We start from the raw sequence: 20695 nt of genomic DNA on the forward strand, positions 1-20695 counted from the left end.
TTGGAGAGACCGGCCCGTCACCGTAAGCCAAGGACGGCCGTTTCCTGCGGAAACGGTCGTCACCTAACCGCGGCAGACCTGCCGCTGCTCAGGGAGGAGCAAGAATGAGAAAGCTCACGCTTTTGACCTCCGGGATCGCGCTTTGCACGGCCAGCATGGCCATGGCAAACGATGATCTCGTCGCCAAGATGAACGACCCCAAGCAATGGGTGATCCAGACCGGCGATTACAAGAACCAGCGTTTTTCGGAACTGGACCAGATCAACGCCGACAACGTGGGCAAGCTTCAGGTTGCCTGGACCTTCTCGACCGGCGTGCTGCGCGGGCATGAGGGCTCGCCGCTGGTGATCGGCGACACGATGTATGTGCACACGCCGTTCCCGAATATCGTCTATGCGCTCGATCTGGCCAATGAGGGCAAGATCATCTGGAAATACGAGCCGCGCCAGGATCCGGACGTGATCCCGGTGATGTGCTGTGACACCGTCAACCGCGGCGTCGCCTATGCCGATGGCAAGATCATCCTGCACCAGGCCGATACCAAGATCGTCGCGCTCAACGCGGATACCGGGCAGGTCGAGTGGGAGGCCACGAATGGCGATCCCTCCATCGGCGAGACCAACACCGCCACCGTTCTGCCCGTCAAGGACAAGGTCATCGTCGGCATCTCGGGCGGCGAATTCGGGGTTCAGGGCCATGTCACGGCCTATGATATCGCAACCGGCGAACGCCTGTGGCGCGCCTATTCGGTCGGCCCTGACGACCAGCTTCTGTTCGATCCTGAAAAGACCACCGCGCTCGGCAGGCCCGTCGGCCCAGACAGCTCGCTCAACAGTTGGGAAGGCGATCAGTGGAAGATCGGCGGCGGCACCACCTGGGGCTGGTATTCGGCCGATCTGGAAGAGAACCTCTTCTATTACGGCTCGGGCAACCCCTCGACCTGGAACCCGGCGCAGCGTCCGGGCGACAACAAGTGGTCGATGACCATCTTCGCGCGCGACATCGACACGGGCGAGGCGAAATGGGTCTACCAGATGACGCCCCATGACGAATGGGATTACGACGGCGTCAACGAGATGATCCTGACGGAACAGGAGATCAACGGCGAGAAGCGCAAGCTGCTCACCCATTTCGACCGGAACGGTCTTGGCTACACGCTCGACCGGGTGACGGGCGAGTTGCTCGTGGCCGAGAAATTCGATCCGGCGGTGAACTGGACCACGGGCGTCGATATGGACCCCAATTCGGCCACCTTCGGGCGTCCGGCGGTGGTGGCGCAGTATTCGACCGCGCAGAACGGCGAGGACGTGAACTCCACCGGCATCTGTCCGGCGGCGCTTGGCTCCAAGGACCAGCAGCCGGCGGCCTATTCGCCCCGGACGGAAACGTTCTACGTGCCCACCAACCATGTCTGCATGGATTACGAGCCGTTCCGCGTGAGCTATACCGCCGGTCAGCCCTATGTGGGCGCGACGCTGGCGATGTATCCTGCGCCGGACAGCCATGGCGGCATGGGCAACTTCATCGCCTGGGACAATATCGAGGGCAAGATCAAGTGGTCAATCCCCGAGAAGTTCTCGGTCTGGTCGGGCGCTCTGGCCACGGCGGGCGACGTGGTGTTCTACGGCACGCTCGAAGGTCATCTCAAGGCCGTGCACGCCGAGACGGGCGAGGAGCTTTACCGCTTCAAGACGCCCTCGGGCATCATCGGCAACGTGATGACCTATGAGCAGGGCGGCAAGCAGTATGTCGGCATCCTGTCGGGTGTCGGCGGCTGGGCCGGGATCGGCCTTGCGGCGGGTCTGACCAATCCTAATGACGGTCTGGGTGCCGTGGGCGGCTATGCCGCGCTCAGCGACTATACCGCTCTGGGTGGTCAGTTGACCGTATTCGCCCTGCCTGACTGATCGGGCCTGAAACCGGAACGGCGCGGGGGCGCATCACCCCCGCGCCGCTTCTCCAAGACCAGACAGAGGACAGCATGACATTCATTCCACGGCTTCTCGCCGCCGGGCTGGCAGTGGCTCTAGGCACCGCCGCCACCGCGCAGGACAACATCACTGCCGCCTATGACGAAGGCGGGCGCTACTTCACCGAGGACGACATCCCGACCTTCAACGTGGCCGAGGATGGCACCGTGGACTGGCTCACCTTCTCGGGCTTCCGCCGCTACCACTCGGAATGCCATGTCTGCCACGGCCCCGATGGCGAGGGCTCGACCTATGCGCCCGCGCTCAAGAAATCGGCCCTGAGCATGGATTACTACGATTTCGTCGATGTCGTGGTGAACGGACGCGTGAATGGCAATTCGGTCATGCCGCATTTCGGCGATAATCGGAACGTCATGTGCTATCTTGACGATATCTACGTCTATCTCAAGGCGCGCGGCACCGATGCCGTGGCCCGTGGACGCCCTGCGAAGAAGGATGCCAAATCCGATGAGATCGCCGAGGCGGAACATGCCTGCATGGGCTGAGCCGCTACGCCGTCTGGCGGCAGGTCTCGTGCTGAGTGCGGGGCTTGCGGCAGGCGCGCAGGCGCAGACCTCCGATCTGGTGGCGGCGGACGCGCTGCGCGTCTGCGCCGATCCGGCCAACGCGCCGATGTCGTCCAAAGATGGCACGGGTTATGAAAATGCGCTGGCCGAACTGATCGCGGAAAAACTTGGCGTGCCGGTCGCTTACGAGTGGTATCCGATGTCCACCGGCTTTATCCGCAACACGCTGCGCGACAAGAAATGCGATATCGTGATCGGTTTCGCGCAGGGGCACGAGCTTGTGCTCAACACCAATCACTACATGACCTCGGTTTATACCTTGATCGTGCCGGAAGGCGGCGATCTGGCCGGGGTCGAGACGCTGGCCGATCCGCGCCTCAAGGGGCGGCGCATCGGTATTGTCGCGGGCACACCGCCCGGTGGCCATCTGGCGCGGCACGGGCTGATTGCGCGCGCCAAACCCTACCCGCTGGTGGTGGACCGCCGCTATCAAAGTCCGGCGCAGGACATGCTGGCCGATCTGGAGGCGGGCGAGATCGACGCGGCGATCCTCTGGGGGCCTTTGGGAGGGCCGCTGGTCAAGCAGTCGCATCCCGGCCTCAAGGTCATTCCGCTGGTGGGTGAGGAGGGCGCGCCGCGTCTCTTCTATCGCATCACCATGGGCGTGCGGCAGGGCGAGAAGGTCTGGCAGCGCAAGCTCAATTCGCTGATCCGCCGCCATCAGGGCGAGATCGACGCGCTGCTGCATGAGGCGGGCGTGCCGCTCGCCAATGACATGGGCACGGCGCTGGTGGGGCCGGGGCAATGAGACACGCGGCCTTTCTCGCCGTGCTGCTGGCGTTTTCGGTCACGGCGGTGGCGCAGGGTGTGCGTGCGCCCGAGAGTTACCGGATGGAGAATTACCGCGCGCCGGTGCCCGATGATCTGCCGGGTGCGACGGTCCTGACGGCCGAAGAGGCGCGGGCGCTCTGGTCCGGGGGGGCGGTCTTTGTCGATGTCCTGCCGCGCCCGCCCAAGCCCGCCAATCTGCCCGCAGGCACGATCTGGCGCGAAAAACCGCGCCCCTCGATCCCCGGCGCGACGTGGCTGCCGAATGTGGGCTACGGCGCGATTGCGGATGAGACGGAGGCGTATTTCAAGGCCGGTCTGGACAGGGCAACGGGCGGCGATGTGGCCGCGCCGCTGGTGATCTTCTGCCTCGCCGATTGCTGGATGTCGTGGAACGCCGCGCGGCGCGCGATGGAGTATGGCTATACCAATGTCCATTGGCTGCCCGAGGGCACCGATGGCTGGGCGGCGGCGGGCTATCCGCTGGAGGAGGTGGAGCCCGAACCGGGCTACTGATCGCGCGCGATGAACGCGCCAAAGGCGCGCGGGCCGTCGCAGGTCTCTATCTCGGCTATGGTATCCAGCGTTGCGGCGTCGATCACGCTCAGCGTGTTGGAGAACCAGTTGGCGACCGCGATGCGCCCGTCGCCGGTGCTGTCCACCCCCTCGGGATACTCGCCCGTATCGAGCGTGGCGACGGGGGCGAGGGTGTCGAGGGCGATGACGCTCAGCGTTTCGGCATATTGGTTGGTGACGAAGGCGCGGCCCGTCGCAAAGGCCACCCCATAGGGGCGCGCGCCGACCGGGACTGTGGCAAGGGGGGTGCCGGTCTCGGGGTCAAGCACGGTGACATCATCGCTGCCGACATTGGCCACGAAGAGCCGCCCGTCGGGGGCAAAACGCAGGCCGAAAGGCCGGGTGCCAACGGGTGCCCGCCAGAGCGGCGCGAGGGTGATCGCGTCAAAGACCGAGACCCGGTCGGCATCGCGCTCGGCGGCGGCGAGGAAACGGCCACCCGATGACAGATCCAGCCCCGCCGGGGCGGCCCCGGTGGCCAGATCGCTCAGCGGCGCGAGCGTCGTGGCATCAAGCACCCGCACCCGCGCCTCATACCAGTCCGACACGAACACCCGCCCGCGCGCCGCATCGACGGCAATCCCGATGGGGCCGCCGTCCAGCACCACCTCGGCCAGAAGCGCGCCCGAAAGGGTATGGCGGCGCACGGTCTTGGCGTCGGTGGCGACGGTATAGACGGCCCCCCCCGCCACCGCCACGCCCGCAGGTTTGCCGGGCAGCGGCCAGCGGGCCACCTCCGTCAGCGCGGCCAGGTCAATCACCGAGAGCGTGTCGCCGCTCTGGCAGGTGACATAGGCCATGTCCGCCCCAGCCGGTGCGGCGAGGGCCACGAGTGCCAGCGCCCTAGCTGCCCGGCGCACCGAACCGCTCGATCAGCGCATCCATCCCCGCCTGATAGACGCCGGTCACGGCGGCAATCGCGGCCTCGTCGTTCAACTCGGCGGGCGGATCGTTGTTGGGATAGCCGCGATAGAACGCGCCGCGCCATTCCACGACCGAGCCGCCGCCGTCGCGCGGCCTGACCGTCAGATGCGCGGAATAATTGGTGACCGGCAGCACTGCCACATCCACCTCGGTGATGCGGTAGGAATAGGTCATCTTGTCCGCGTCGTATTTGTAAAGCTCTTCGTCGATGGTCGGGCCGCCCTCGCCACCCAGAACAAGCCGCCGCGTGGCGTCGATGGCGTTGCCGTTCTCGCCGGTCGAGCCATGCACCGCCGGGTGCCAGCTCATGTCCTGGAAATTGCCGATCGCGGCCCAGACTTCCGCCGGTTCGGCGGCCAGTTCAGCCGTGACCGTCACCTTTTGCCGCGTCGGGCCATGGGCGAGCGCCAGCGACGGGAGCGCAATCGCCGCCGCCGCCATCAGGAACAGACGTCTTTTCATTTTTCCTCCTCACGAAAAATGCGGTTCTTCAGGATGTAGCGCATACCGCGCTGCCAGCTTTCATCGGTGTTCGAGCGGATATCGACAACACCGCCGCGCACCAGATCGCCGGTCGCGGCGTCGCGCAGTTGCAGGTTCATGGCGAGGATGAGGTTGGAGACCTTGTGCACCTCGCCCACCAGCGAGAAATCCGCGCCCAGTTTGGTGGCCATGCGCGTGTCGCAGCCATAGCATTTGGCCGGGTTCACGATGCGGTCAAGATCGGCCTGCACCGGGGAGATATCCACCAGATCAAAGCCTTCGGCGGCAAAGCGGTCGCGCACGATCTCTTCCAGCATGGCGATCCGGGCGGCCTGTGCCGGGTCCGCGCCTTGCGTCTGGTTTTGCAGGGACTCGTCGAGCAGGGTGAGGCCGAAAAACGCCACCCTCTCGCCTGCGGCCGCTGCCGAGGCGAATCCAAGAAACACTAATGTTATCAGCCTCATGGCGCACTCTTATAAAATAAGAATCGAGCTTTAGAATCGGCTTGATAAGGTGAGTCTTGCAACCCGGACAAAGGTCGCGGGTGTCTCGGGAGAAACCCGCGTGCATCCTGGCAGAGGTGCGCAACGGGCAAGGGAGGAACGAATGTCAGGCTTGAGACAGGCGCTTCTTGCGCTCTCCATTCTTATTCTAACAGGACAGGCGGCCCATGCGGTCGAGGTGCGCGCAGCCGTGCTGCGGGTGGAGTATCCGCGCCTGCTGCCGGTCTCGCGCCACGATCTGCGCGCGGACGATATCGGCTTTGCGGGTGCTGTGCTGGCGGATGAGGATAACGGCACCACGGGCCGGTTTCTCGGGCACGGCTATTCAACCACCACTCACGCCGCCCTGCCCGAGGAGGCCGATGCCGCGCTTGACGCGATCCTTGCCGATGGCGTGCGCCTTGTCGTGGTGCAGGCCGGGGGCGCGGACCTCTTGCGCCTTGCGGATCGGGCGGCGGAGGCGGGGGCGCTTGTCTTCAACGCCTCCGCCCCCGAGACCGAATTGCGCGATACCGAGTGCCGCGCCAACCTCATGCATATCGCCCCCTCCAACCAGATGCTGGCCGATGCGGTGGCGCAATTCGCGGTGTGGAAGAAATGGCGCGAGTGGCTCCTTGTGACCGGTTCCAACCCCGCCGACCAGGCCCTGGGCGAGGCCTTCCACCGCGCGGCGGGCAAGTTCGGGGCCAAGCTGGTCGAAGAGCGGGTGTTCGAGGATACCGGCGGCAGTCGGCGCACCGATTCGGGGCATGTTCTGGTGCAGCGCCAGTTGCCGCTTTTCATGCAGGGGGCACGGGCGCATGACGTGGTGATTGCCGCCGACGCCACCGATTATTTTGCCGGATACCTGCCCTATCACCTCTGGACGCCGCGCCCGGTGATGGGATCGGGCGGGCTGCGGCCCGTCTCGATGCACGCCGCGCACGAGGCCTGGGGCGCAACGCAGTTCCAGACCCGTTTCGAGAAGCTGACACAGCGCCGCGTGGCGCCCGAGGATTACAACGTCTGGCTGGCGCTGCGGGTGATCGGCGAGGCGGTGACGCGCACCGGATCGGCAGAGCCTGACACGATCCGCGCCTACGCGCTCTCGGATGCGTTCGAACTGGCCGCGTTCAAGGGGCAGAAGGTCACGTTCCGCGACTGGAACGGGCAATTGCGCCAGCCCATCCTGCTCTATGACGGCTGGACCACGGTGAGCGTCAGCCCGCAGGAGGGCTTTCTGCATCAGGTCTCGCCGCTTGATACGCTGGGGCTGGACCGCCCCGAATCCGCCTGCACCGCTTTCAACTGACGGAGACGCGCATGAAAACCCTGTTGCTCAGCACCGCCCTTGTGGCCCTTGGCCTGTCCCCGGCGATGGCCGGCAAGGCCTTTGTCTCGAACGAGCGCGGCAATACGATCACCGTGATCGACACCGACACATGGGAGGTGCTGACCGAGTTTGCCGGCGGCAACCGTCCGCGCGGCATCACCGCAAGCCCCGATGGCAAGAAGCTTTATGTGTGCGCTTCGGATGACGATCTGGTGCGCGTTTTCGACACCGAAACCTACGAGGAATTGCCCAGCCTTCCCTCGGGGCCGGACCCGGAACTGTTCATCCTCGAAGAGAACGGCAAACGGCTCTACATCGCCAACGAGGACGACAACCTTGTCACCGTGACCGATACCGAGACGCGCACCATCCTCGCGGAGATCCCCGTGGGGGTAGAGCCCGAGGGCATGGGCATCAGCCCCGATGGCAGGTTCGTGGTCAACACCTCCGAGACCACCAACATGGCGCATTTCATCTCGACCGAGGATTACGAGATCAAGCACAACGTGCTGGTCGATCAGCGCCCGCGCTACGCGCAATACACGGCCGATGGAACGCGGCTTTATGTGTCATCCGAAATCGGCGGCACGGTGACGGCGATGGATATTGCCCCCGACGGCACACCCACGGTGGTGGGCAAGATCAGTTTCGAGGTGCCGGGCGTGCAGCCCGAATGGCTGCAACCGGTGGGCGTCAAGGTGACAGAGGACGGTGCCCGCGTCTTTGTCGCGCTGGGGCCCGCCAACCGCGTCGCGGTGGTGGACGGACAGAGCCTTGAGGTTCTGGATTACATCCTCGTGGGGCAGCGCGTCTGGCAGCTCGATTTCACGCCTGACCAGAAATACCTGCTCAGCACTAACGGCAATTCCAACGACATCACCGTGATCGACGTGGCCGCCGAAAAGGCGATCCGCTCGATCCCGGTGGGGCAGGCGCCCTGGGGCGTCGTGACCATCGACTGACCGACAACCGGAAAGGGAGACGAGAGATGAAAAAAATTCTGACCGCCTGCGCGCTGGCCCTGCTGGCCGCACCCGCGGTCCCCATGGCCACAACGCCCGCCCATGCCGCGCCGCTCTGCGACAATCTGGGCTTTGCCGGGCTTCTGGCCAAGTGTAACCGGGGCGAGACGATCCACCTGACGCTGGCTTCGGGTCAGCCTCTGGGCGAGGATCATGTCCTCGAATCGGGGGCCTATTACAAGCTTGAGATCACTGCCGACGGCTCGGCGGAACTGGCCGTGTCGGGCCCGGATTTCTTTCGCGCCATCTGGATGAACGAGATCGTGATCAACAGCATCGAAATCCGCCCGATGGCCATCGATTCGATCGAATTCGACAAGGCGGGCACGGTGGAATTGTCCTTCATCGCCATCAAGCCGGGCCGCCATGTCCTGCGTATCCCCGGCTCGACCGGCGAAAGCCAGCAAGTGACGTTTTCCATCCAGTAACCATGAGGAATCTGCCATGAAACACCTGATGACACTTGCCCTTGCCGGGCTTTTGGCCGTGCCCGCGTTCGCGGCGCACCAAGACGACCACCCCGATGCCGAGACCATCGCGACGATCGAGGCGCTGCTGGCCGATATGAACTGCCAGATGGACCCCGACGATATCGAACTGGACGATGGCGGCTATGATCTTGACGATGTGATCTGCGAGGGCGGCAAGCAGTTCGACATCAAGCTCAACGCCGATTTCGAGGTAATCGAGCAACGTGCGGAATGATCCGGGCCACGCGCGGGCAGGGGGGCTTTTGCCCTCCCGCCGCCTGTTTCTGGGGCTGCCGTTTTTGCTCGGCTGGCCCGCATTTGCGCAGGAGCGGCCCGTGATCCGCGCCGCCGTGCTGCAAATCGGCACGGTGAACTGGGAATTGCAGACCATCCTGCGCGAGGGACTGGACGCAAAGCACGGCTTTCGCCTCGAGGTGCAGGGCTATGCCGACGGCACCGCCGCGCATCTGGCGGTGGAGGGGGGGGCGGCCGATCTGGCGGTGAGCGACATGATCTGGCTGGCGCGGCAGCGGGTGGCGGGGCGCGACTATGTGATGATCCCCTATTCGCGCGCCGTGGGCGGGCTTGTCGTGCCGGGGGACAGCATGGCGCAGGGGCTGGCGGACTTGCGCGGCACCAAGATCGGCATTGCGGGCGGGCCGCTCGACAAGTCATGGCTGATCTTGCGCGCCTATGCGCAGGCGCAGTACGGCATGGATTTGCAGGCCGAGACCGAACAGGTCTATGGCGCGCCGCCGCTCATCTACAAATCGGCCCTGCGCGGCGGCTATGGGGGGGCGGTGAATTTCTGGCATTTCCTGGCGCGGATGCGCGCGGGCGGGATGCGTGATCTGGTCTCGGTGGCGCAGGCGGCGGGCGCGCTCGGGCTTGACCCCGAGACGCCGCTGATCGGCTACTACCTCAAGGAAAGCTATCTTGCCGCCCATCCCGGTCTTGCGCAGGCATTCTACGATGCCAGCCGCGAGGCGAAAGAGGTTCTGGCCCGCTCCGATGCCGCGTGGGAGGCGCTGCGCCCGCTGATGGGGGCCACGCAGGACGCGGAATTCGCCGCCCTGCGCGCGGGCTGGCTGGACGGTGTGCCGCGACGTGGGCCGGTCAATCCGGCAGGCGCGCGCGCGATGCTGGCGCTCATGGCGGAACTGGGCGGCGCGGCGCTGATGGGGCCGGTGCGCGACCTGCCAGAGGGGCTTCTTGCCGATGTCACCTGAGGGGCGCGGCACGACCGCACTCTCGCTTGCGGCGCTTCTGGGCCTCTGGATCATCGCCGCGCTGCTGACCGGGGACGCGATGATCCTGCCCGCGCCGTGGGATCTGGCCGCGCCCTTCCTGCAAGAGGTTCGCAGCGGCGAATTGTTCCGCCATCTTGCGGCAACGCTGGGGCGCGTGATCGCGGCCTTCGTGCTGGCGATGGGGATCGGCGTGGCGCTTGGCCTTGTCATGGGGCGCTCGGCGCGGGCCGATCGCTGGCTCGATCCGTGGCTGGTGGTGTTTCTCAACCTGCCCGCGCTGGTGGTGATCGTGCTGTGCTATCTCTGGATCGGGTTGACCGAGGTGGCCGCCATCCTTGCCGTCAGCCTCAACAAGATCCCCAATGTCGCCACCCTGCTGCGCGAGGGCGCGCGCGCGCTCAGCCCCGATCTCGATGCCATGGCGCGGGTCTATGCGATGCCCGCGCGCACCCGGCTGCGCCATGTCATCCTGCCGCAACTGGCCCCCTATATCGCGGGGGCGGCGCGGTCAGGCGTGGCTCTCATATGGAAGATCGTGCTGGTGGTGGAGTTTCTTGGCCGCTCCAACGGGATTGGCTTTCAGATCCACATGTATTTTCAGCTTTTCGATGTGGCGATGGTGCTGGTCTATGCGCTGTCGTTCATCGCCGTGATGCTGGCGGTGGAATGGCTGGTGTTGCAACCATGGGAGGCGCGCGTGCGGCGCTGGCGCACGGCATGACCGATGTGGCGATCCGTGCCAAGGCGTTTGGCGGCACCCCGGTGCTGGGGCCGGTGGCGTTTTCCATCGCGGCGGGCGAGGTGGTGGCCATCCTCGGCCCCTCAGGCATCGGCAAATCCACGCTTTTGCGGATCGTGGCCGGGATCGACCGCGATTACGAGGGGGAGGTGACCCGCCCCGACCGCCTTGCCATGGTGTTTCAGGAGCCGGTGCTTCTGCCGTGGCGCTCGGCGCGTGACAATCTGCGGCTGGTCCATCCGGGTCTGAGCGAGAGCGACGCAGAGGCGGCGCTTGACCGCGTCGGGCTGGGCGACAAGGCGGCGGCCTTTCCGGGGCAGCTCTCGCTTGGGCAGCAACGGCGGCTGGCGCTGGCGCGCGCCTTTGCCGGGCGGCCCGAATTGCTGATCCTCGATGAGCCGTTCGTGTCGCTCGACGCGGCCACCGCCGAGGCGATGCTCGCCCTCACCGAGAGCCTGATCGCCGAAGCGCGGCCCGCCACGCTTCTGGTCACCCATTCCGAGGTTGAGGCGGCGCGGCTGGCCACGCGCATCCTGCGCCTCTCGGGGCGACCTGCGACCCTTGCGGGGGACGCAACGCCGGGGCAGGGTGGGACGAATGAGACGGGGGAGGGGCATGGCCGAGCTTGAGGTCAGCGGGTTGCGCTATCGCTACGGTGCGAAACAGGCGCTTGACGGGGTGGGGTTTGCCCTGCCGCGTGGCACCTTCTGCGCATTGCTGGGTCCCAATGGCGCGGGCAAGTCGACGCTGGTCTCGTGTCTCACCCGGCTTCTGGTCGCGCCCGAGGGGCGCATCACCATCGCCGGGCACGACCTGCAAACCGCGCCGCGCCGGGCGCTTGGCGCGCTTGGCGTGGTGTTTCAGCAACCGACGCTTGATCTGAGCCTGACGGTGCGGCAGAACATGGCCTATTTCGCTGCCCTGCACGGCCTGCCGCGCAAGGGCCTCGATGCGCGCATCGACGCGGCGCTGGCGCGGCTTTCGATGGCCGAGCGCGCGCATGAGAAGGTCGGCGCGCTCAATGGCGGGCACCGGCGGCGGATGGAACTGGCGCGCGCGCTGCTGCATGAGCCGCGCGTCCTGCTTCTGGACGAGCCGACCGTGGGGCTTGACGCCGCCGCGCGCGCCTCGATCGTGGCGCAGGTGCACGATCTGGCCGATGAGGGGCTGGCGGTGCTCTGGACCACGCACCTGACCGACGAGGTGCGCGACAGCGACCGGCTTCTGGTGCTGCATCAGGGGCGTATCCTGGCCGATGGGGTGACGCGGGACATACGGGGCGGGCAGCCGCTGGCCGAGTGGTTCCTGACGCACACGGAGGCCGTGACATGAGCGCGTATCTCGGTGTCATGCGCGCGATCATGGCGCGCGAATTCCTGCGTTTCGTGCATCAGCGCGAGCGGTTTCTGGCGGCCCTTGTGCGCCCCCTGGTGTGGCTGGTGGTCTTTGCCGCCGGGTTCCGGGCCGCACTCGGCCTCTCGATCATCCCGCCCTACCAGACCTATATCACCTACGAGACCTATATCGTGCCGGGGCTCTGCGCGATGGTGCTGCTTTTCAACGGCATGCAAAGCTCGCTCAGCCTTGTCTATGACCGCGAGATGGGGTCGATGCGGCTCTTGCTCACCAGCCCCTTTCCGCGCGGCTGGCTGCTTTTCTGCCGCCTGCTCGGGGCGACATTGATTTCGGTGCTTCAGGTCTATGCCTTTCTGGGCGCGGCGGCGCTTTTCGGCGTCACCCTGCCGGGCTGGGGCTATGTCGCCGTCTTGCCCGCGCTCATTCCCGCCGGGCTGATGCTGGGGGCGCTCGGGCTGGTTCTGTCGAGCTTCATCAAGCAGTTGGAGAATTTCGCGGGGGTGATGAATTTCGTCATCTTCCCGATGTTTTTCCTCTCCTCGGCGCTCTACCCGCTCTGGCGCATGGCCGAAAGCTCGGAGATCCTGCACGATATCAGCGCCGCCAACCCGTTTACCCACGCGGTCGAACTCATTCGATTTGCGGCCTATCTGCAATTGAATTCGGGCGCTCTCTTGTGGGTTCTGGGCTGGGCCACGGCGCTCGGGGCGCTGGCGATCTGGGCCTATGATCCGGGCCGCGCGCTCATGCGGCGCAAGGGGTAGCGGCGATGGCTCAGGTGAGGGCCCGGCAGCGCCAGCGGCTGATGCGCAATTCCGGGTGCAACTCGCTCCAGCGGGCAAGTTCGGGCTGGGCTGCGGCCATGCAGCGCGCGGGCGTCATATCCCCGAATATCAGGCGTTGTTCATTGCACTCCGTCGGGTTGACGGACAGACAGACGATGAAAAGCAATTCGACCATGACGAGACTTCTTCTTGCTGAGACTGACAGCCTAGCGCGTGGCGTGTCAAAGTCACCCCCGGCGCGTCGATGTCGCGGGCGGTCATGACGGGGCGCGCCACCTCGCTCAAGGCGCGGCTCGGGATCGGGGCGGCGATCCTTGGCGGGCTGACGCTCTTGGCCGCCGCGATCTTTTACATCGGCCTCATGCGCGTGGCCGACAGGCTTGATGCGGCGCTTGGCACCGAGGCGCGGCTGGCGCGCTACTCGACCCTCTCGCGCGAGGTGTCGACCTTTCTCGTGATCGCCACCGAAACGGTGCAGTCGGGCCAGCCGCCGGACGTGCGCGCCGAGCGGCTGGAGCCGGTGGCCGCGACGCTGGGGCGGACCTTCGCCTTGCTGCGCGGCGATCTGGAACGGGCGGTGGCGTTGGCCGAGGGGCTGGATGCGCAATCGCGGCAGGCCACGCAATCGCTGGGGCTGGCGCGGATGGAGGCGCTTTTGCAAAGCACGCTGGCCGCGCTGCGCTCGGAGGAGGGGGACGTGGCCACGCTGCGCGCCCATCTCGACACCTTCGCGGGCCGCTTCGATCCCTTGCTCAATCAGGCGGTGCAGGCCGAGGTGCTCTTTCGCAACGAGGCGCTGGCGGGCATCGACAGGTTGCGGCGCGCCCTCAGCCTTGCGGCGGTGATCATCGGCGGGCTGAGCCTGCCGCTGGTCGCGGGGTTCTATCATTTGCTCATCCGCCCGCAATTCCGCCGACTTGACCGGCTGCGCGCGGCGGCGCGCGAGATCGGGCAGGAGAATTTCGCCGTGGTGCTGCCCGCGGGCGAGGGCGACGAGATCGGGCAGATCTATTCCGAGACCGGGCGCATGGCGCGCGCGCTGGCACTGCGGCGTGACGAGGTGCGCAGCGAATGGGCGCACCTCAACGAGACCATCGCCGCGCGCACCGAGGCGTTGCGCGCCGCCAACACCCGGCTCGAGGAAGTGGACGAGAACCGCCGCCGCTTCTTTGCCGATATCAGCCATGAATTGCGCACGCCGCTCACCGTGATCCTGACCGAGGCGCAGATCGGCCGGCAGCAAAGCGCGGGCGAGGCGCGCGCGGCCTTTGCCACCATCGAGGCGCGCGCGGCGCGGCTCAACCGGCGGATCGACGATCTGTTGCGCGTGGCCCGTTCCGACAGCGGGCAACTGGCGCTTGATCCGGTGGCGGTGCCGCTCGCGCGCATCGCATCGGAGGCGGTGGCCGAAATGCGCGCCGAGATCGACACGGCGGGGCTGGTGCTCGATCTGGGCCCGGTGCCCGAGGGCGCGGTGATCTGTGATGCGAACTGGGCGCGGCAGGTGGTGGTGGGGCTGATGCGCAACGCGATCCGCCATGCGCGGGACGGCGGGCGCCTGGCGCTGCGCGGGATGGCGGAGGGGGGTCGCGCGGGGCTGTCGGTGATCGACAATGGCCCCGGCATCGCGCCAGAGGATCAGGCGCGCGTTCTGGAACGGTTCGCGCGCGGGGAGCGCGGGCGCGCCGAGGGGTTCGGCATAGGGCTGGCGCTGGCGCGGTGGGTGGTCGAGGCGGAAGGCGGCGAGATGCGGCTCAGAAGCCCCGTGCCAGAGGCCGAGGCGCTTGGCGATGCGCCGGGGCTGTGCATCACCGTGCTTTGGCCGCAGGGGTGATGCGCGCTCGCGCTACACCGCGCCCTCCCGCTCGGGCATCCGGCGATAGACCAGCGGGGCCTCGGCATCGGCGGCATAATCCACCGCCTGCGCACGGATGCGCGCATGATGGGGGGATTTGCCGCAGACCGGATCGGTCGCCGCCGCATCCCCCACCAGCGCCATCGCCTGACAGCGGCAGCCGCCGAAATCGACCTCGCGGCGTTCGCAGCTTTGACAGGGCTCCTGCATCCAGCCGGTGCCGCGATAGGCGTTGAAGGCGGCACCCTCATACCATATCTCGCGCAGGGGCCGGTCGGTCACGCGGTCGAACACCAGATGCGGGATGGTCTGCGCCGCGTGACAGGGCAGCACCAGCCCCTCGGGTGTCACGTTGAGGCCGGTCGTGCCCCAGCCGCCCATGCAGCGCTTGGGGAGGTCCTCGTGATAATCGGCGGGCACATAGTCGATCACCAGCCGCCCCTTGAGCCGCGCGCGCGCCTCCGTGACGATGCGCGTCGCCTCGCGCGCCTGATCAAGCGTCGGCATGAGCGCGGCGCGGTTCTCGATCGCCCAGCCGTGAAACTGCACGGTGGCCACCTCCATCCGCCGCGCGCCCATCTCGAGCGCCATGTCGATGGCGCGGGGCAACTGGTGCAGGTTGCGCCGGTGCAGCACCGCGTTGAGCGTCAGCGGAAAGCCCACCTCTGCCACCCATCCGGCCACCTGCATCTTGCGCGCAAAGCCGCCGCGATAGCCGCCGATCTCGTCGGCGGTGGCCGGGTCGGTGCCCTGAAGCGACAGTTGCACATGATCGAGGCCCGCCGCGTCCAGTTCGCGCAAGCGCCGCTCGGTCAGGCCGATGCCGGAGGTGATCAGGTTGACATAAAGCCCCGCTTGCCGCGCCGCCGCGACCAGATCGACCAGATCGCGGCGCGAGGCAGGCTCGCCCCCCGAAAGGTGAAGCTGCAACACGCCCAGATCGGCGGCCTGCCGAAAGATGTCGGCCCAGGTGGCGGTGTCCATCTCGCGCTCCTGCCGCGTCAATTCCAGCGGGTTCGAGCAATAGGGGCAAGCCAGCGGGCAACGATGCGTGACCTCGGCCAGCATGGCGATGGGGGGGCGCACGGTGCTCATGGCCGCACGTCCAGAAAACGGCGCGCGCGCAAGGCGTCGAGAAAGCCCGCGCTGTCCTCGGCGATCTGCGTGGCGGGCGCGTTATAGCGGTCGGCCAGCGTCTGCGTGATCTCGCCGAAGCTGCGCGCTCCATCGACTTCACTGAGGATCGCGTGACCGGTGGCGTCAAGCGTGATCGCGCGTTCGGGCGCGAGGAGCACCCAGGCCTCGCGCACCCGGTCGAAATGCAGCCGCACGCCGCGCGGCAGGGCGGGGATCTCCTCGGGGGCCATCACGCGGCCCTCTCGGACAGCAGCCCCTCGCCGGGCTGCCAGGCACCGGGCGGGATTTCGGCGGGGGTGACATAGGCGTGATGCAGCGCGTCAAGCTGGGCCCAAAGGACATCGGTCTTGAATTCGAGGGCTGCGGCGGCGGCGTCCTGCTTCTCGGCGGTGTCGGCATGGTCGAGCACCCAGGCGAGACCAAAGGCCACGTCCTTCGGGGCCTCGGTCAGCCGTTTGCGGAAATAGGACAGGGCGGCATCATCGGCGAAAGCGTAATTGGCCAGCAGGCCCTCGATCCGCTCGGCATGGATTTTCGGCGCGAAAAGCTCGGTCAGCGAGGCGGCGACGGCCTCGAGCAGCGGGCGTTCGCGCACGAAGCGCGTGTAGGCATCGCAGGCAAAGCGCGTGGCGGGCAGCACGCCCTTGCGGGAGGCCACGTAATCGGGGTCGAGCCCCACCGCCTCGGCCAGCCGGAGCCAGCGGCGGATACCGCCCTCATTCCCGGCGGTGCCATCGTGATCCTCGATCCGCGAGCGCCAGATGCGGCGCAACTCCGGGTCTTCCACCCGGCTCATGAAGGCCGCGTCCTTCATCGGGATGGTATGCTGATAGTAATAGCGGTTGATCACCCAGGCGCGCACCTGATCGGGGGTGCAGCCGCCACCGTGCAGCAGCTTGTGAAACGGGTGGCGGTCGTGATAGCGGTCCGCCCCGATCTGGCGCAGCCGTGCCTCGAAGGCCTCGCGTGATGCGGTCATGGTGTGATCTCCATTCCGTCCTGTCCGATGGTCCAGCCCGCTGCCTCGGCCTCGGCGCGCTCATCCGAATCCGGGCGATGCACCGGGTTGGTGTTGTTCATGTGCACGAATACCTTTTGCGCGATGCCGAGACCGGCCATGGCGGCGATGGAGCCGCCCGGTCCGCTCATCGACATGTGGCCCATGCGCGCGCCGGTCTTGTGGCCCAGCCCCGCGCGGATCATCTCGTCATCGCGCCAGAGCGTGCCGTCGAAGAACAGAAGGTCCGCGCCCCGGATGCGCGCGGCAAGCTCTGCGTTGAGGCCCGCGCAGCCGGGAATGTAATAGACCCGCTTGTCCGATGCCAGAAGCTCAACCCCCACGGTCTGTTCGCCCATGAGATCGGTCACCACCTCACCCGCCTCCATATAGAGCGGCACCTTGCCCGGAACGGGAAATAGCCGCGCCGAGACGCCGGGCACCAGTTCGAACGCCTCTTCCAGCGCGATGGCGCGGCGTGGCACCAGATCGCGATTGACCGCATCGAAGATCGGGTTGGCGTCGAGCACCCCGTGGATGCCGGGTGTGGCAAAGAGCGTGAAGGGTTGCGATTCCCGCAGCGTGAGCAGCCCGGCCACATGGTCGATATCGCCATTGGTCAGCAGCACCGAAGTCAGGGGCAACTCGCGCAGCCCCGAAGGATGGAGAGACCGGGCCTGCGTGAGTTGCTCCCTGATGTCGGGAGAGGCATTGAGAATTGCCCATGACCCATCCCCACCCGAAAGGGCAAGCGAGGATTGCGTCAGTTTGGGGATAGCACCGGACCGCGCCAGATTGCAATTGATACAACCGCAATTCCACTGCGGCAGTCCACCGCCAGCGGCAGCCCCGAGAATACGCGCGCGGAATGTCATCTGTCACCCCGCGCGGTCAGGGTCTCAGAACAGGACGCCGTCGTCGTCTGCGCCGGGTCCATACATGTTGATTTCCATGCCGCATTCCAGTTCGCGGATGGTCGGTTTGGTCCATGCCATGACAATTCCCTCCTCAAGATTTGCGTGTCGGACGTAGCAAACTTGCCACATGGGGCGCGTGGGGGCGACTCTTAATTTATAAGACCGATACAGACTTTGGTCGGGATCAGGGGGTGGCGGTCTGTGCGGCCAGCCCCTCGATGACGAAGCCCTGATTGCGAATTGTCCTGATTTCAAACCCGAAATCGCCCTCGGTCAGCTTCTTGCGCAGATAGCCGATATAGACATCGACGACGTTCTCGCTGGCCGATCCCTCTGCCGCCCAGAGCGCCTCGAAGATGGCGTGGCGGGGCAGGGGGGCGGTGCCGTGCGCCATGAGCAGCCGCAAGAGCGCGTATTCGCGCTCGGTCAGCACCACCTCAGCGGTGCCGCGCACCAGCCTGCGGTCGGGCAAGAGCCGCGCGGGCTGTTGCCGCTCGGCGCGCCGTTCCTGCACCCGCAGCCGCGCCACCAGCTCATCGAGCGAGAAGGGCTTGACCACGTAATCATCCGCCCCCGCCTCCAGCCCCGCCGCGCGATGCTCCACATCCGCAAGCGCCGAGAGCATGAGAATGGGCAGGGATGCACCGCGCGCCCGCGCCGCGCGCACCAGATCGAGGCCGCTGTCAGCCCCCAGCATCACATCGACGATGGCGCAGGCAAACCGGCCCGAGCACAGCCGCTCGAGCGCGCGCGCCGCGCGATTTTCGGCCTCGGCCCCGTAACCGTGAAGCCGCAAGCCCCGGATCAGGGCGGAGGTGATCTCGGGGTCGTCCTCGACGATGAGCAAAGGCGTGGTCATGGCGCGACCCTAGCCGATTTTCGCGCGCGTGCCACCGCTTTCAGGGCGCGCGCCGCCTTGCCCTCGGGCGCGCTGCGCACTAGGACGGTCAGAACCAGCAAGGGGGGCGCGATCCATGGCCAATGACCTGTTCAATTCCTTCATGACCGGCCCTGACGAGAAGGGCCGGTTCGGCGATTTCGGCGGGCGGTTCGTGTCCGAGACGCTGATGCCGCTCATCCTTGAATTGGAAGAGCGCTACGAGCACGCCAAGACCGACCCCGATTTCTGGGCCGAGATGGAATTCCTCTGGAAGCATTATGTGGGGCGCCCCAGCCCGCTCTATCTGGCCGAGCGGCTTACCGAGCGGCTGGGTGGTGCCAAGGTCTACATGAAGCGCGACGAGCTGAACCATACCGGCGCGCACAAGATCAACAACGTGCTGGGCCAGATCATCCTTGCCCGCCGCATGGGCAAGCGCCGCATCATCGCCGAGACGGGTGCAGGCCAGCACGGGGTGGCCACCGCCACGGTCTGCGCCAAATTCGGGCTGCAATGCGTGGTCTACATGGGTGCGCATGATGTCGAACGGCAGGCGCCCAACGTGTTCCGGATGCGCCTTCTGGGGGCCGAGGTGATCCCGGTGACCTCGGGACGTGGCACCTTGAAGGATGCGATGAACGATGCGTTGCGCGATTGGGTCACGAATGTGCGCGACACGTTCTATTGCATCGGCACGGTGGCGGGCCCGCACCCCTACCCGGCGATGGTGCGTGATTTCCAGGCGATCATCGGCAAGGAAACCCGCGAGCAGATGCAGGAGGCCGAGGGCCGTCTGCCCGACACATTGGTCGCGGCCATTGGTGGCGGCTCAAACGCGATGGGGCTGTTCTATCCCTTCCTCGATGACAAGGAGGTGGCGATCATCGGGGTCGAGGCCGGCGGCCACGGTGTCGATGACCGGATGGAGCATTGCGCGTCATTGACCGGCGGGCGGCCCGGTGTGCTGCATGGCAATCGCACCTATCTCTTGCAGGACGATGACGGTCAGATCCTTGAAGGGCACTCGATCTCGGCGGGGCTTGATTATCCCGGCATCGGCCCCGAGCATAGCTGGCTGCACGAGACGGGCCGCGCCAAATATGTCTCTATCACCGACAAGGAGGCGCTGGAGGCGTTCCAGCTTTGCTGTGCGATGGAGGGGATCATCCCGGCGCTGGAGCCGTCCCATGCGCTGGCCCATGTGATGAAGATCGCGCCCACCCTGCCGGGCGATCACCTGCTGGTGATGAACATGTGCGGTCGCGGCGACAAGGACATCTTTACCGTCGCCAAGCATCTGGGAACCGAAATCAACACGGGCTGAGCCGGGTCAGGCCTTGAACGCCTCGTCCACCGGCACTTGCAGCGCGGTGGCGAGTGCGTTCGTTTGCGCGGCCATGCCGATCACGGACAGAAGCTCGCCATGCTGTTCGGGCGTCATGCCCTTGGCGCGGGCCGCTGCGGTGTGGGAATGGGCGCAGTAGTCGCAGCCATTGGCCACCGAGACGGCGATATAGAGCAACTCCTTGGTCAACGGGTCGAGCGCGCCGGGGGCCATCACCGCCTTGAGCCGGTCCCATGTGGCGCGCAACAGCGCCGGGTCATGGGCCAGCGCGCGCCAGAAATTGTTGATGAAATCCGAGCCGCGAGCGGCGCGGATATCGTCGAGCACCGCGCGCGCCTCGGCGCTCATCTCCGCATCCGACAAAAGCGGGACCGTGGTCATCGCTCAGACCTCCGCCGCGTGTTCGCGCAGGACCGCAAGCGGCACGATGTCGAGCGCGCGGGCATGGGTCGCGGCCAGATCGACTTTCGGCGCGCAGCCCTCGTCATGGGCCTGAAGAAAGCGGCCCGCGCACAGGCACCAGCGGTCGCCGGGCTTCAGCCCCGGAAAGCGGAACTCGGGGTGCGGTGTGCTCAGGTCATTGCCGACATATTTGGAGAAGGCCAGAAACTCGGCGGTCATCACCGCGCAGACCGTGTGGCTGCCGGTATCCTCGGCGCAGGTATTGCAATGCCCGTCGCGGAAAAAGCCTGTGACCGGGGCGGAAGAGCAGGGCGCAAGCGTGCCGCCCAGCACGTTTTCCGATGGAACCATCCTGATGCTCATGCGCGCGCCTCCTTGTTGATCCCCTCTCACTATAAGGCGGGGCGGGGCGGGGGC

Annotated in this window: 27 protein-coding genes; 15 read left to right on the forward strand and 12 right to left on the reverse strand. The window is 66.4% G+C overall.

Going from position 1 to position 20695, the window contains the following annotated elements; translation table 11 throughout:
- Window positions 1-104: 104 nt before the first annotated feature.
- The 4 genes from xoxF5 to ACSSV8_RS01915 all read left to right on the forward strand — a co-directional run bounded on the left by xoxF5 (window position 105) and on the right by ACSSV8_RS01915 (window position 3841).
- Window positions 105-1907, forward strand: coding sequence for a lanthanide-dependent methanol dehydrogenase XoxF5 (xoxF5, locus tag ACSSV8_RS01900; RefSeq protein ID WP_454281328.1), 1803 nt, complete (start codon window positions 105-107; stop codon window positions 1905-1907).
- A 74-nt stretch (window positions 1908-1981) separates the two neighbouring features.
- The gene (locus ACSSV8_RS01905) at window positions 1982-2476 is read left to right on the forward strand and encodes a c-type cytochrome, methanol metabolism-related (RefSeq protein ID WP_354536950.1); all 495 of its coding nucleotides are present in this window, start codon (window positions 1982-1984) and stop codon (window positions 2474-2476) included.
- Window positions 2460-3305 carry a substrate-binding domain-containing protein gene (locus tag ACSSV8_RS01910; RefSeq protein WP_354536951.1) on the forward strand — a complete coding sequence of 282 codons (846 nt, stop codon included), beginning with the start codon at window positions 2460-2462 and terminating at the stop codon, window positions 3303-3305. Before ACSSV8_RS01905 ends, ACSSV8_RS01910 begins: the two co-directional genes overlap by 17 nt.
- Window positions 3302-3841, forward strand: a complete 540-nt coding sequence (locus tag ACSSV8_RS01915) for a PQQ-dependent catabolism-associated CXXCW motif protein (RefSeq protein ID WP_354536952.1) — start codon at window positions 3302-3304, stop codon at window positions 3839-3841. The genes ACSSV8_RS01910 and ACSSV8_RS01915 overlap by 4 nt, the downstream gene beginning before the upstream one ends.
- On the opposite strand, the gene ACSSV8_RS01920 is transcribed toward ACSSV8_RS01915, so the two are convergent.
- The 3 genes from ACSSV8_RS01920 to ACSSV8_RS01930 are packed head-to-tail and all read right to left on the reverse strand — an operon-like array spanning window position 3835 to window position 5772.
- Window positions 3835-4731: a YncE family protein gene (locus tag ACSSV8_RS01920; protein WP_454281329.1), complete on the reverse strand. Its 897-nt coding sequence runs from the start codon at window positions 4729-4731 to the stop codon at window positions 3835-3837. The genes ACSSV8_RS01915 and ACSSV8_RS01920 overlap by 7 nt on opposite strands.
- Window positions 4732-4744: 13 nt before the next feature.
- On the reverse strand, window positions 4745-5287 hold the full coding sequence (locus tag ACSSV8_RS01925) for an SRPBCC family protein (protein WP_454281330.1): 543 nt from the start codon (window positions 5285-5287) through the stop codon (window positions 4745-4747).
- Window positions 5284-5772, reverse strand: coding sequence for a DUF3280 domain-containing protein (locus ACSSV8_RS01930; protein WP_454281331.1), 489 nt, complete (start codon window positions 5770-5772; stop codon window positions 5284-5286). The genes ACSSV8_RS01925 and ACSSV8_RS01930 overlap by 4 nt, the downstream gene beginning before the upstream one ends.
- Window positions 5773-5914: 142 nt before the next feature.
- On the opposite strand from ACSSV8_RS01930, the gene ACSSV8_RS01935 reads away from it, so the two are divergent.
- From ACSSV8_RS01935 to ACSSV8_RS01975, 9 genes are read left to right on the forward strand one after another with little or no spacing between them, the layout of a single operon-like run.
- The gene (locus tag ACSSV8_RS01935) at window positions 5915-7102 is read left to right on the forward strand and encodes an ABC transporter substrate-binding protein (protein ID WP_454281332.1); all 1188 of its coding nucleotides are present in this window, start codon (window positions 5915-5917) and stop codon (window positions 7100-7102) included.
- Window positions 7103-7113: 11 nt separating this feature from the next.
- Entirely contained in the window at window positions 7114-8085 is a 972-nt protein-coding gene (locus ACSSV8_RS01940) for a YVTN family beta-propeller repeat protein (RefSeq protein WP_454281333.1), read from the forward strand.
- A 26-nt stretch (window positions 8086-8111) separates the two neighbouring features.
- A complete protein-coding gene (locus ACSSV8_RS01945; protein WP_454281334.1) occupies window positions 8112-8573 on the forward strand; it encodes a hypothetical protein in 462 nt (153 codons plus the stop codon).
- 16 nt (window positions 8574-8589) lie between these two features.
- Complete coding sequence (locus ACSSV8_RS01950; RefSeq protein WP_454281335.1) at window positions 8590-8850, forward strand: PepSY domain-containing protein; 261 nt, start codon at window positions 8590-8592, stop codon at window positions 8848-8850.
- Between the two features lie 28 nt (window positions 8851-8878).
- Window positions 8879-9844, forward strand: coding sequence for an ABC transporter substrate-binding protein (locus tag ACSSV8_RS01955; RefSeq protein WP_454281336.1), 966 nt, complete (start codon window positions 8879-8881; stop codon window positions 9842-9844).
- On the forward strand, window positions 9834-10586 hold the full coding sequence (locus tag ACSSV8_RS01960; protein ID WP_454281337.1) for an ABC transporter permease: 753 nt from the start codon (window positions 9834-9836) through the stop codon (window positions 10584-10586). The genes ACSSV8_RS01955 and ACSSV8_RS01960 overlap by 11 nt, the downstream gene beginning before the upstream one ends.
- Window positions 10550-11233, forward strand: coding sequence for an ABC transporter ATP-binding protein (locus ACSSV8_RS01965; RefSeq protein ID WP_454281338.1), 684 nt, complete (start codon window positions 10550-10552; stop codon window positions 11231-11233). The genes ACSSV8_RS01960 and ACSSV8_RS01965 overlap by 37 nt, the downstream gene beginning before the upstream one ends.
- On the forward strand, window positions 11220-11936 hold the full coding sequence (locus ACSSV8_RS01970; protein WP_454281339.1) for an ABC transporter ATP-binding protein: 717 nt from the start codon (window positions 11220-11222) through the stop codon (window positions 11934-11936). The genes ACSSV8_RS01965 and ACSSV8_RS01970 overlap by 14 nt, the downstream gene beginning before the upstream one ends.
- Window positions 11933-12724, forward strand: a complete 792-nt coding sequence (locus ACSSV8_RS01975; protein WP_354536964.1) for an ABC transporter permease — start codon at window positions 11933-11935, stop codon at window positions 12722-12724. Before ACSSV8_RS01970 ends, ACSSV8_RS01975 begins: the two co-directional genes overlap by 4 nt.
- A gap of 10 nt (window positions 12725-12734) precedes the next feature.
- On the opposite strand, the gene ACSSV8_RS01980 is transcribed toward ACSSV8_RS01975, so the two are convergent.
- On the reverse strand, window positions 12735-12920 hold the full coding sequence (locus ACSSV8_RS01980) for a hypothetical protein (RefSeq protein ID WP_454281340.1): 186 nt from the start codon (window positions 12918-12920) through the stop codon (window positions 12735-12737).
- A gap of 69 nt (window positions 12921-12989) precedes the next feature.
- On the opposite strand from ACSSV8_RS01980, the gene ACSSV8_RS01985 reads away from it, so the two are divergent.
- The gene (locus ACSSV8_RS01985) at window positions 12990-14579 is read left to right on the forward strand and encodes an ATP-binding protein (protein ID WP_454281341.1); all 1590 of its coding nucleotides are present in this window, start codon (window positions 12990-12992) and stop codon (window positions 14577-14579) included.
- A 12-nt stretch (window positions 14580-14591) separates the two neighbouring features.
- Here ACSSV8_RS01985 and pqqE read toward each other — a convergent pair whose 3' ends face one another.
- From pqqE to ACSSV8_RS02015, 6 genes are all read right to left on the reverse strand, one after another.
- Window positions 14592-15695, reverse strand: coding sequence for a pyrroloquinoline quinone biosynthesis protein PqqE (gene pqqE, locus ACSSV8_RS01990; protein WP_354536967.1), 1104 nt, complete (start codon window positions 15693-15695; stop codon window positions 14592-14594).
- The gene (gene pqqD, locus ACSSV8_RS01995; RefSeq protein WP_354536968.1) at window positions 15692-15967 is read right to left on the reverse strand and encodes a pyrroloquinoline quinone biosynthesis peptide chaperone PqqD; all 276 of its coding nucleotides are present in this window, start codon (window positions 15965-15967) and stop codon (window positions 15692-15694) included. Before pqqD ends, pqqE begins: the two co-directional genes overlap by 4 nt.
- A complete protein-coding gene (gene pqqC, locus ACSSV8_RS02000; RefSeq protein WP_454281342.1) occupies window positions 15967-16716 on the reverse strand; it encodes a pyrroloquinoline-quinone synthase PqqC in 750 nt (249 codons plus the stop codon). The genes pqqD and pqqC overlap by 1 nt, the downstream gene beginning before the upstream one ends.
- Window positions 16713-17609 carry a pyrroloquinoline quinone biosynthesis protein PqqB gene (gene pqqB / locus ACSSV8_RS02005; protein ID WP_454281343.1) on the reverse strand — a complete coding sequence of 299 codons (897 nt, stop codon included), beginning with the start codon at window positions 17607-17609 and terminating at the stop codon, window positions 16713-16715. The genes pqqC and pqqB overlap by 4 nt, the downstream gene beginning before the upstream one ends.
- 24 nt (window positions 17610-17633) lie before the next feature.
- Window positions 17634-17729, reverse strand: a complete 96-nt coding sequence (gene pqqA, locus ACSSV8_RS02010) for a pyrroloquinoline quinone precursor peptide PqqA (protein WP_354536971.1) — start codon at window positions 17727-17729, stop codon at window positions 17634-17636.
- Between the two features lie 106 nt (window positions 17730-17835).
- Window positions 17836-18510, reverse strand: a complete 675-nt coding sequence (locus ACSSV8_RS02015; RefSeq protein ID WP_354536972.1) for a response regulator transcription factor — start codon at window positions 18508-18510, stop codon at window positions 17836-17838.
- Window positions 18511-18625: 115 nt separating this feature from the next.
- On the opposite strand from ACSSV8_RS02015, the gene trpB reads away from it, so the two are divergent.
- Window positions 18626-19855, forward strand: coding sequence for a tryptophan synthase subunit beta (gene trpB / locus ACSSV8_RS02020; protein WP_454281344.1), 1230 nt, complete (start codon window positions 18626-18628; stop codon window positions 19853-19855).
- Window positions 19856-19861: 6 nt separating this feature from the next.
- On the opposite strand, the gene ACSSV8_RS02025 is transcribed toward trpB, so the two are convergent.
- The gene (locus ACSSV8_RS02025; RefSeq protein ID WP_454281345.1) at window positions 19862-20257 is read right to left on the reverse strand and encodes a carboxymuconolactone decarboxylase family protein; all 396 of its coding nucleotides are present in this window, start codon (window positions 20255-20257) and stop codon (window positions 19862-19864) included.
- A gap of 3 nt (window positions 20258-20260) precedes the next feature.
- Complete coding sequence (locus tag ACSSV8_RS02030; RefSeq protein WP_454281346.1) at window positions 20261-20641, reverse strand: DUF2237 family protein; 381 nt, start codon at window positions 20639-20641, stop codon at window positions 20261-20263.
- Between the last annotated feature and the right edge of the window lie 54 nt (window positions 20642-20695).

It is taken from the genome of Roseovarius sp. MBR-79 (assembly GCF_053628555.1).

Bases quoted from the DNA above. Each gene is read 5' to 3' on its own strand.
- xoxF5 (WP_454281328.1), top strand. From the start codon at position 105: ATGAGAAAGCTCACGCTTTTGACCTCCGGGATCGCGCTTTGCACGGCC.
- ACSSV8_RS01905 (WP_354536950.1), top strand. From the start codon at position 1,982: ATGACATTCATTCCACGGCTTCTCGCCGCCGGGCTGGCAGTGGCTCTA.
- ACSSV8_RS01910 (WP_354536951.1), top strand. From the start codon at position 2,460: ATGCCTGCATGGGCTGAGCCGCTACGCCGTCTGGCGGCAGGTCTCGTG.
- ACSSV8_RS01915 (WP_354536952.1), top strand. From the start codon at position 3,302: ATGAGACACGCGGCCTTTCTCGCCGTGCTGCTGGCGTTTTCGGTCACG.
- ACSSV8_RS01925 (WP_454281330.1), bottom strand. From the start codon at position 5,287: ATGAAAAGACGTCTGTTCCTGATGGCGGCGGCGGCGATTGCGCTCCCG.
- ACSSV8_RS01930 (WP_454281331.1), bottom strand. From the start codon at position 5,772: ATGAGGCTGATAACATTAGTGTTTCTTGGATTCGCCTCGGCAGCGGCC.
- ACSSV8_RS01935 (WP_454281332.1), top strand. From the start codon at position 5,915: ATGTCAGGCTTGAGACAGGCGCTTCTTGCGCTCTCCATTCTTATTCTA.
- ACSSV8_RS01940 (WP_454281333.1), top strand. From the start codon at position 7,114: ATGAAAACCCTGTTGCTCAGCACCGCCCTTGTGGCCCTTGGCCTGTCC.
- ACSSV8_RS01945 (WP_454281334.1), top strand. From the start codon at position 8,112: ATGAAAAAAATTCTGACCGCCTGCGCGCTGGCCCTGCTGGCCGCACCC.
- ACSSV8_RS01950 (WP_454281335.1), top strand. From the start codon at position 8,590: ATGAAACACCTGATGACACTTGCCCTTGCCGGGCTTTTGGCCGTGCCC.
- ACSSV8_RS01960 (WP_454281337.1), top strand. From the start codon at position 9,834: ATGTCACCTGAGGGGCGCGGCACGACCGCACTCTCGCTTGCGGCGCTT.
- ACSSV8_RS01965 (WP_454281338.1), top strand. From the start codon at position 10,550: ATGGGAGGCGCGCGTGCGGCGCTGGCGCACGGCATGACCGATGTGGCG.
- ACSSV8_RS01970 (WP_454281339.1), top strand. From the start codon at position 11,220: ATGGCCGAGCTTGAGGTCAGCGGGTTGCGCTATCGCTACGGTGCGAAA.
- ACSSV8_RS01975 (WP_354536964.1), top strand. From the start codon at position 11,933: ATGAGCGCGTATCTCGGTGTCATGCGCGCGATCATGGCGCGCGAATTC.
- ACSSV8_RS01980 (WP_454281340.1), bottom strand. From the start codon at position 12,920: ATGGTCGAATTGCTTTTCATCGTCTGTCTGTCCGTCAACCCGACGGAG.
- ACSSV8_RS01985 (WP_454281341.1), top strand. From the start codon at position 12,990: ATGTCGCGGGCGGTCATGACGGGGCGCGCCACCTCGCTCAAGGCGCGG.
- pqqE (WP_354536967.1), bottom strand. From the start codon at position 15,695: ATGAGCACCGTGCGCCCCCCCATCGCCATGCTGGCCGAGGTCACGCAT.
- pqqD (WP_354536968.1), bottom strand. From the start codon at position 15,967: ATGGCCCCCGAGGAGATCCCCGCCCTGCCGCGCGGCGTGCGGCTGCAT.
- pqqC (WP_454281342.1), bottom strand. From the start codon at position 16,716: ATGACCGCATCACGCGAGGCCTTCGAGGCACGGCTGCGCCAGATCGGG.
- pqqB (WP_454281343.1), bottom strand. From the start codon at position 17,609: ATGACATTCCGCGCGCGTATTCTCGGGGCTGCCGCTGGCGGTGGACTG.
- pqqA (WP_354536971.1), bottom strand. From the start codon at position 17,729: ATGGCATGGACCAAACCGACCATCCGCGAACTGGAATGCGGCATGGAA.
- ACSSV8_RS02015 (WP_354536972.1), bottom strand. From the start codon at position 18,510: ATGACCACGCCTTTGCTCATCGTCGAGGACGACCCCGAGATCACCTCC.
- trpB (WP_454281344.1), top strand. From the start codon at position 18,626: ATGGCCAATGACCTGTTCAATTCCTTCATGACCGGCCCTGACGAGAAG.
- ACSSV8_RS02025 (WP_454281345.1), bottom strand. From the start codon at position 20,257: ATGACCACGGTCCCGCTTTTGTCGGATGCGGAGATGAGCGCCGAGGCG.
- ACSSV8_RS02030 (WP_454281346.1), bottom strand. From the start codon at position 20,641: ATGAGCATCAGGATGGTTCCATCGGAAAACGTGCTGGGCGGCACGCTT.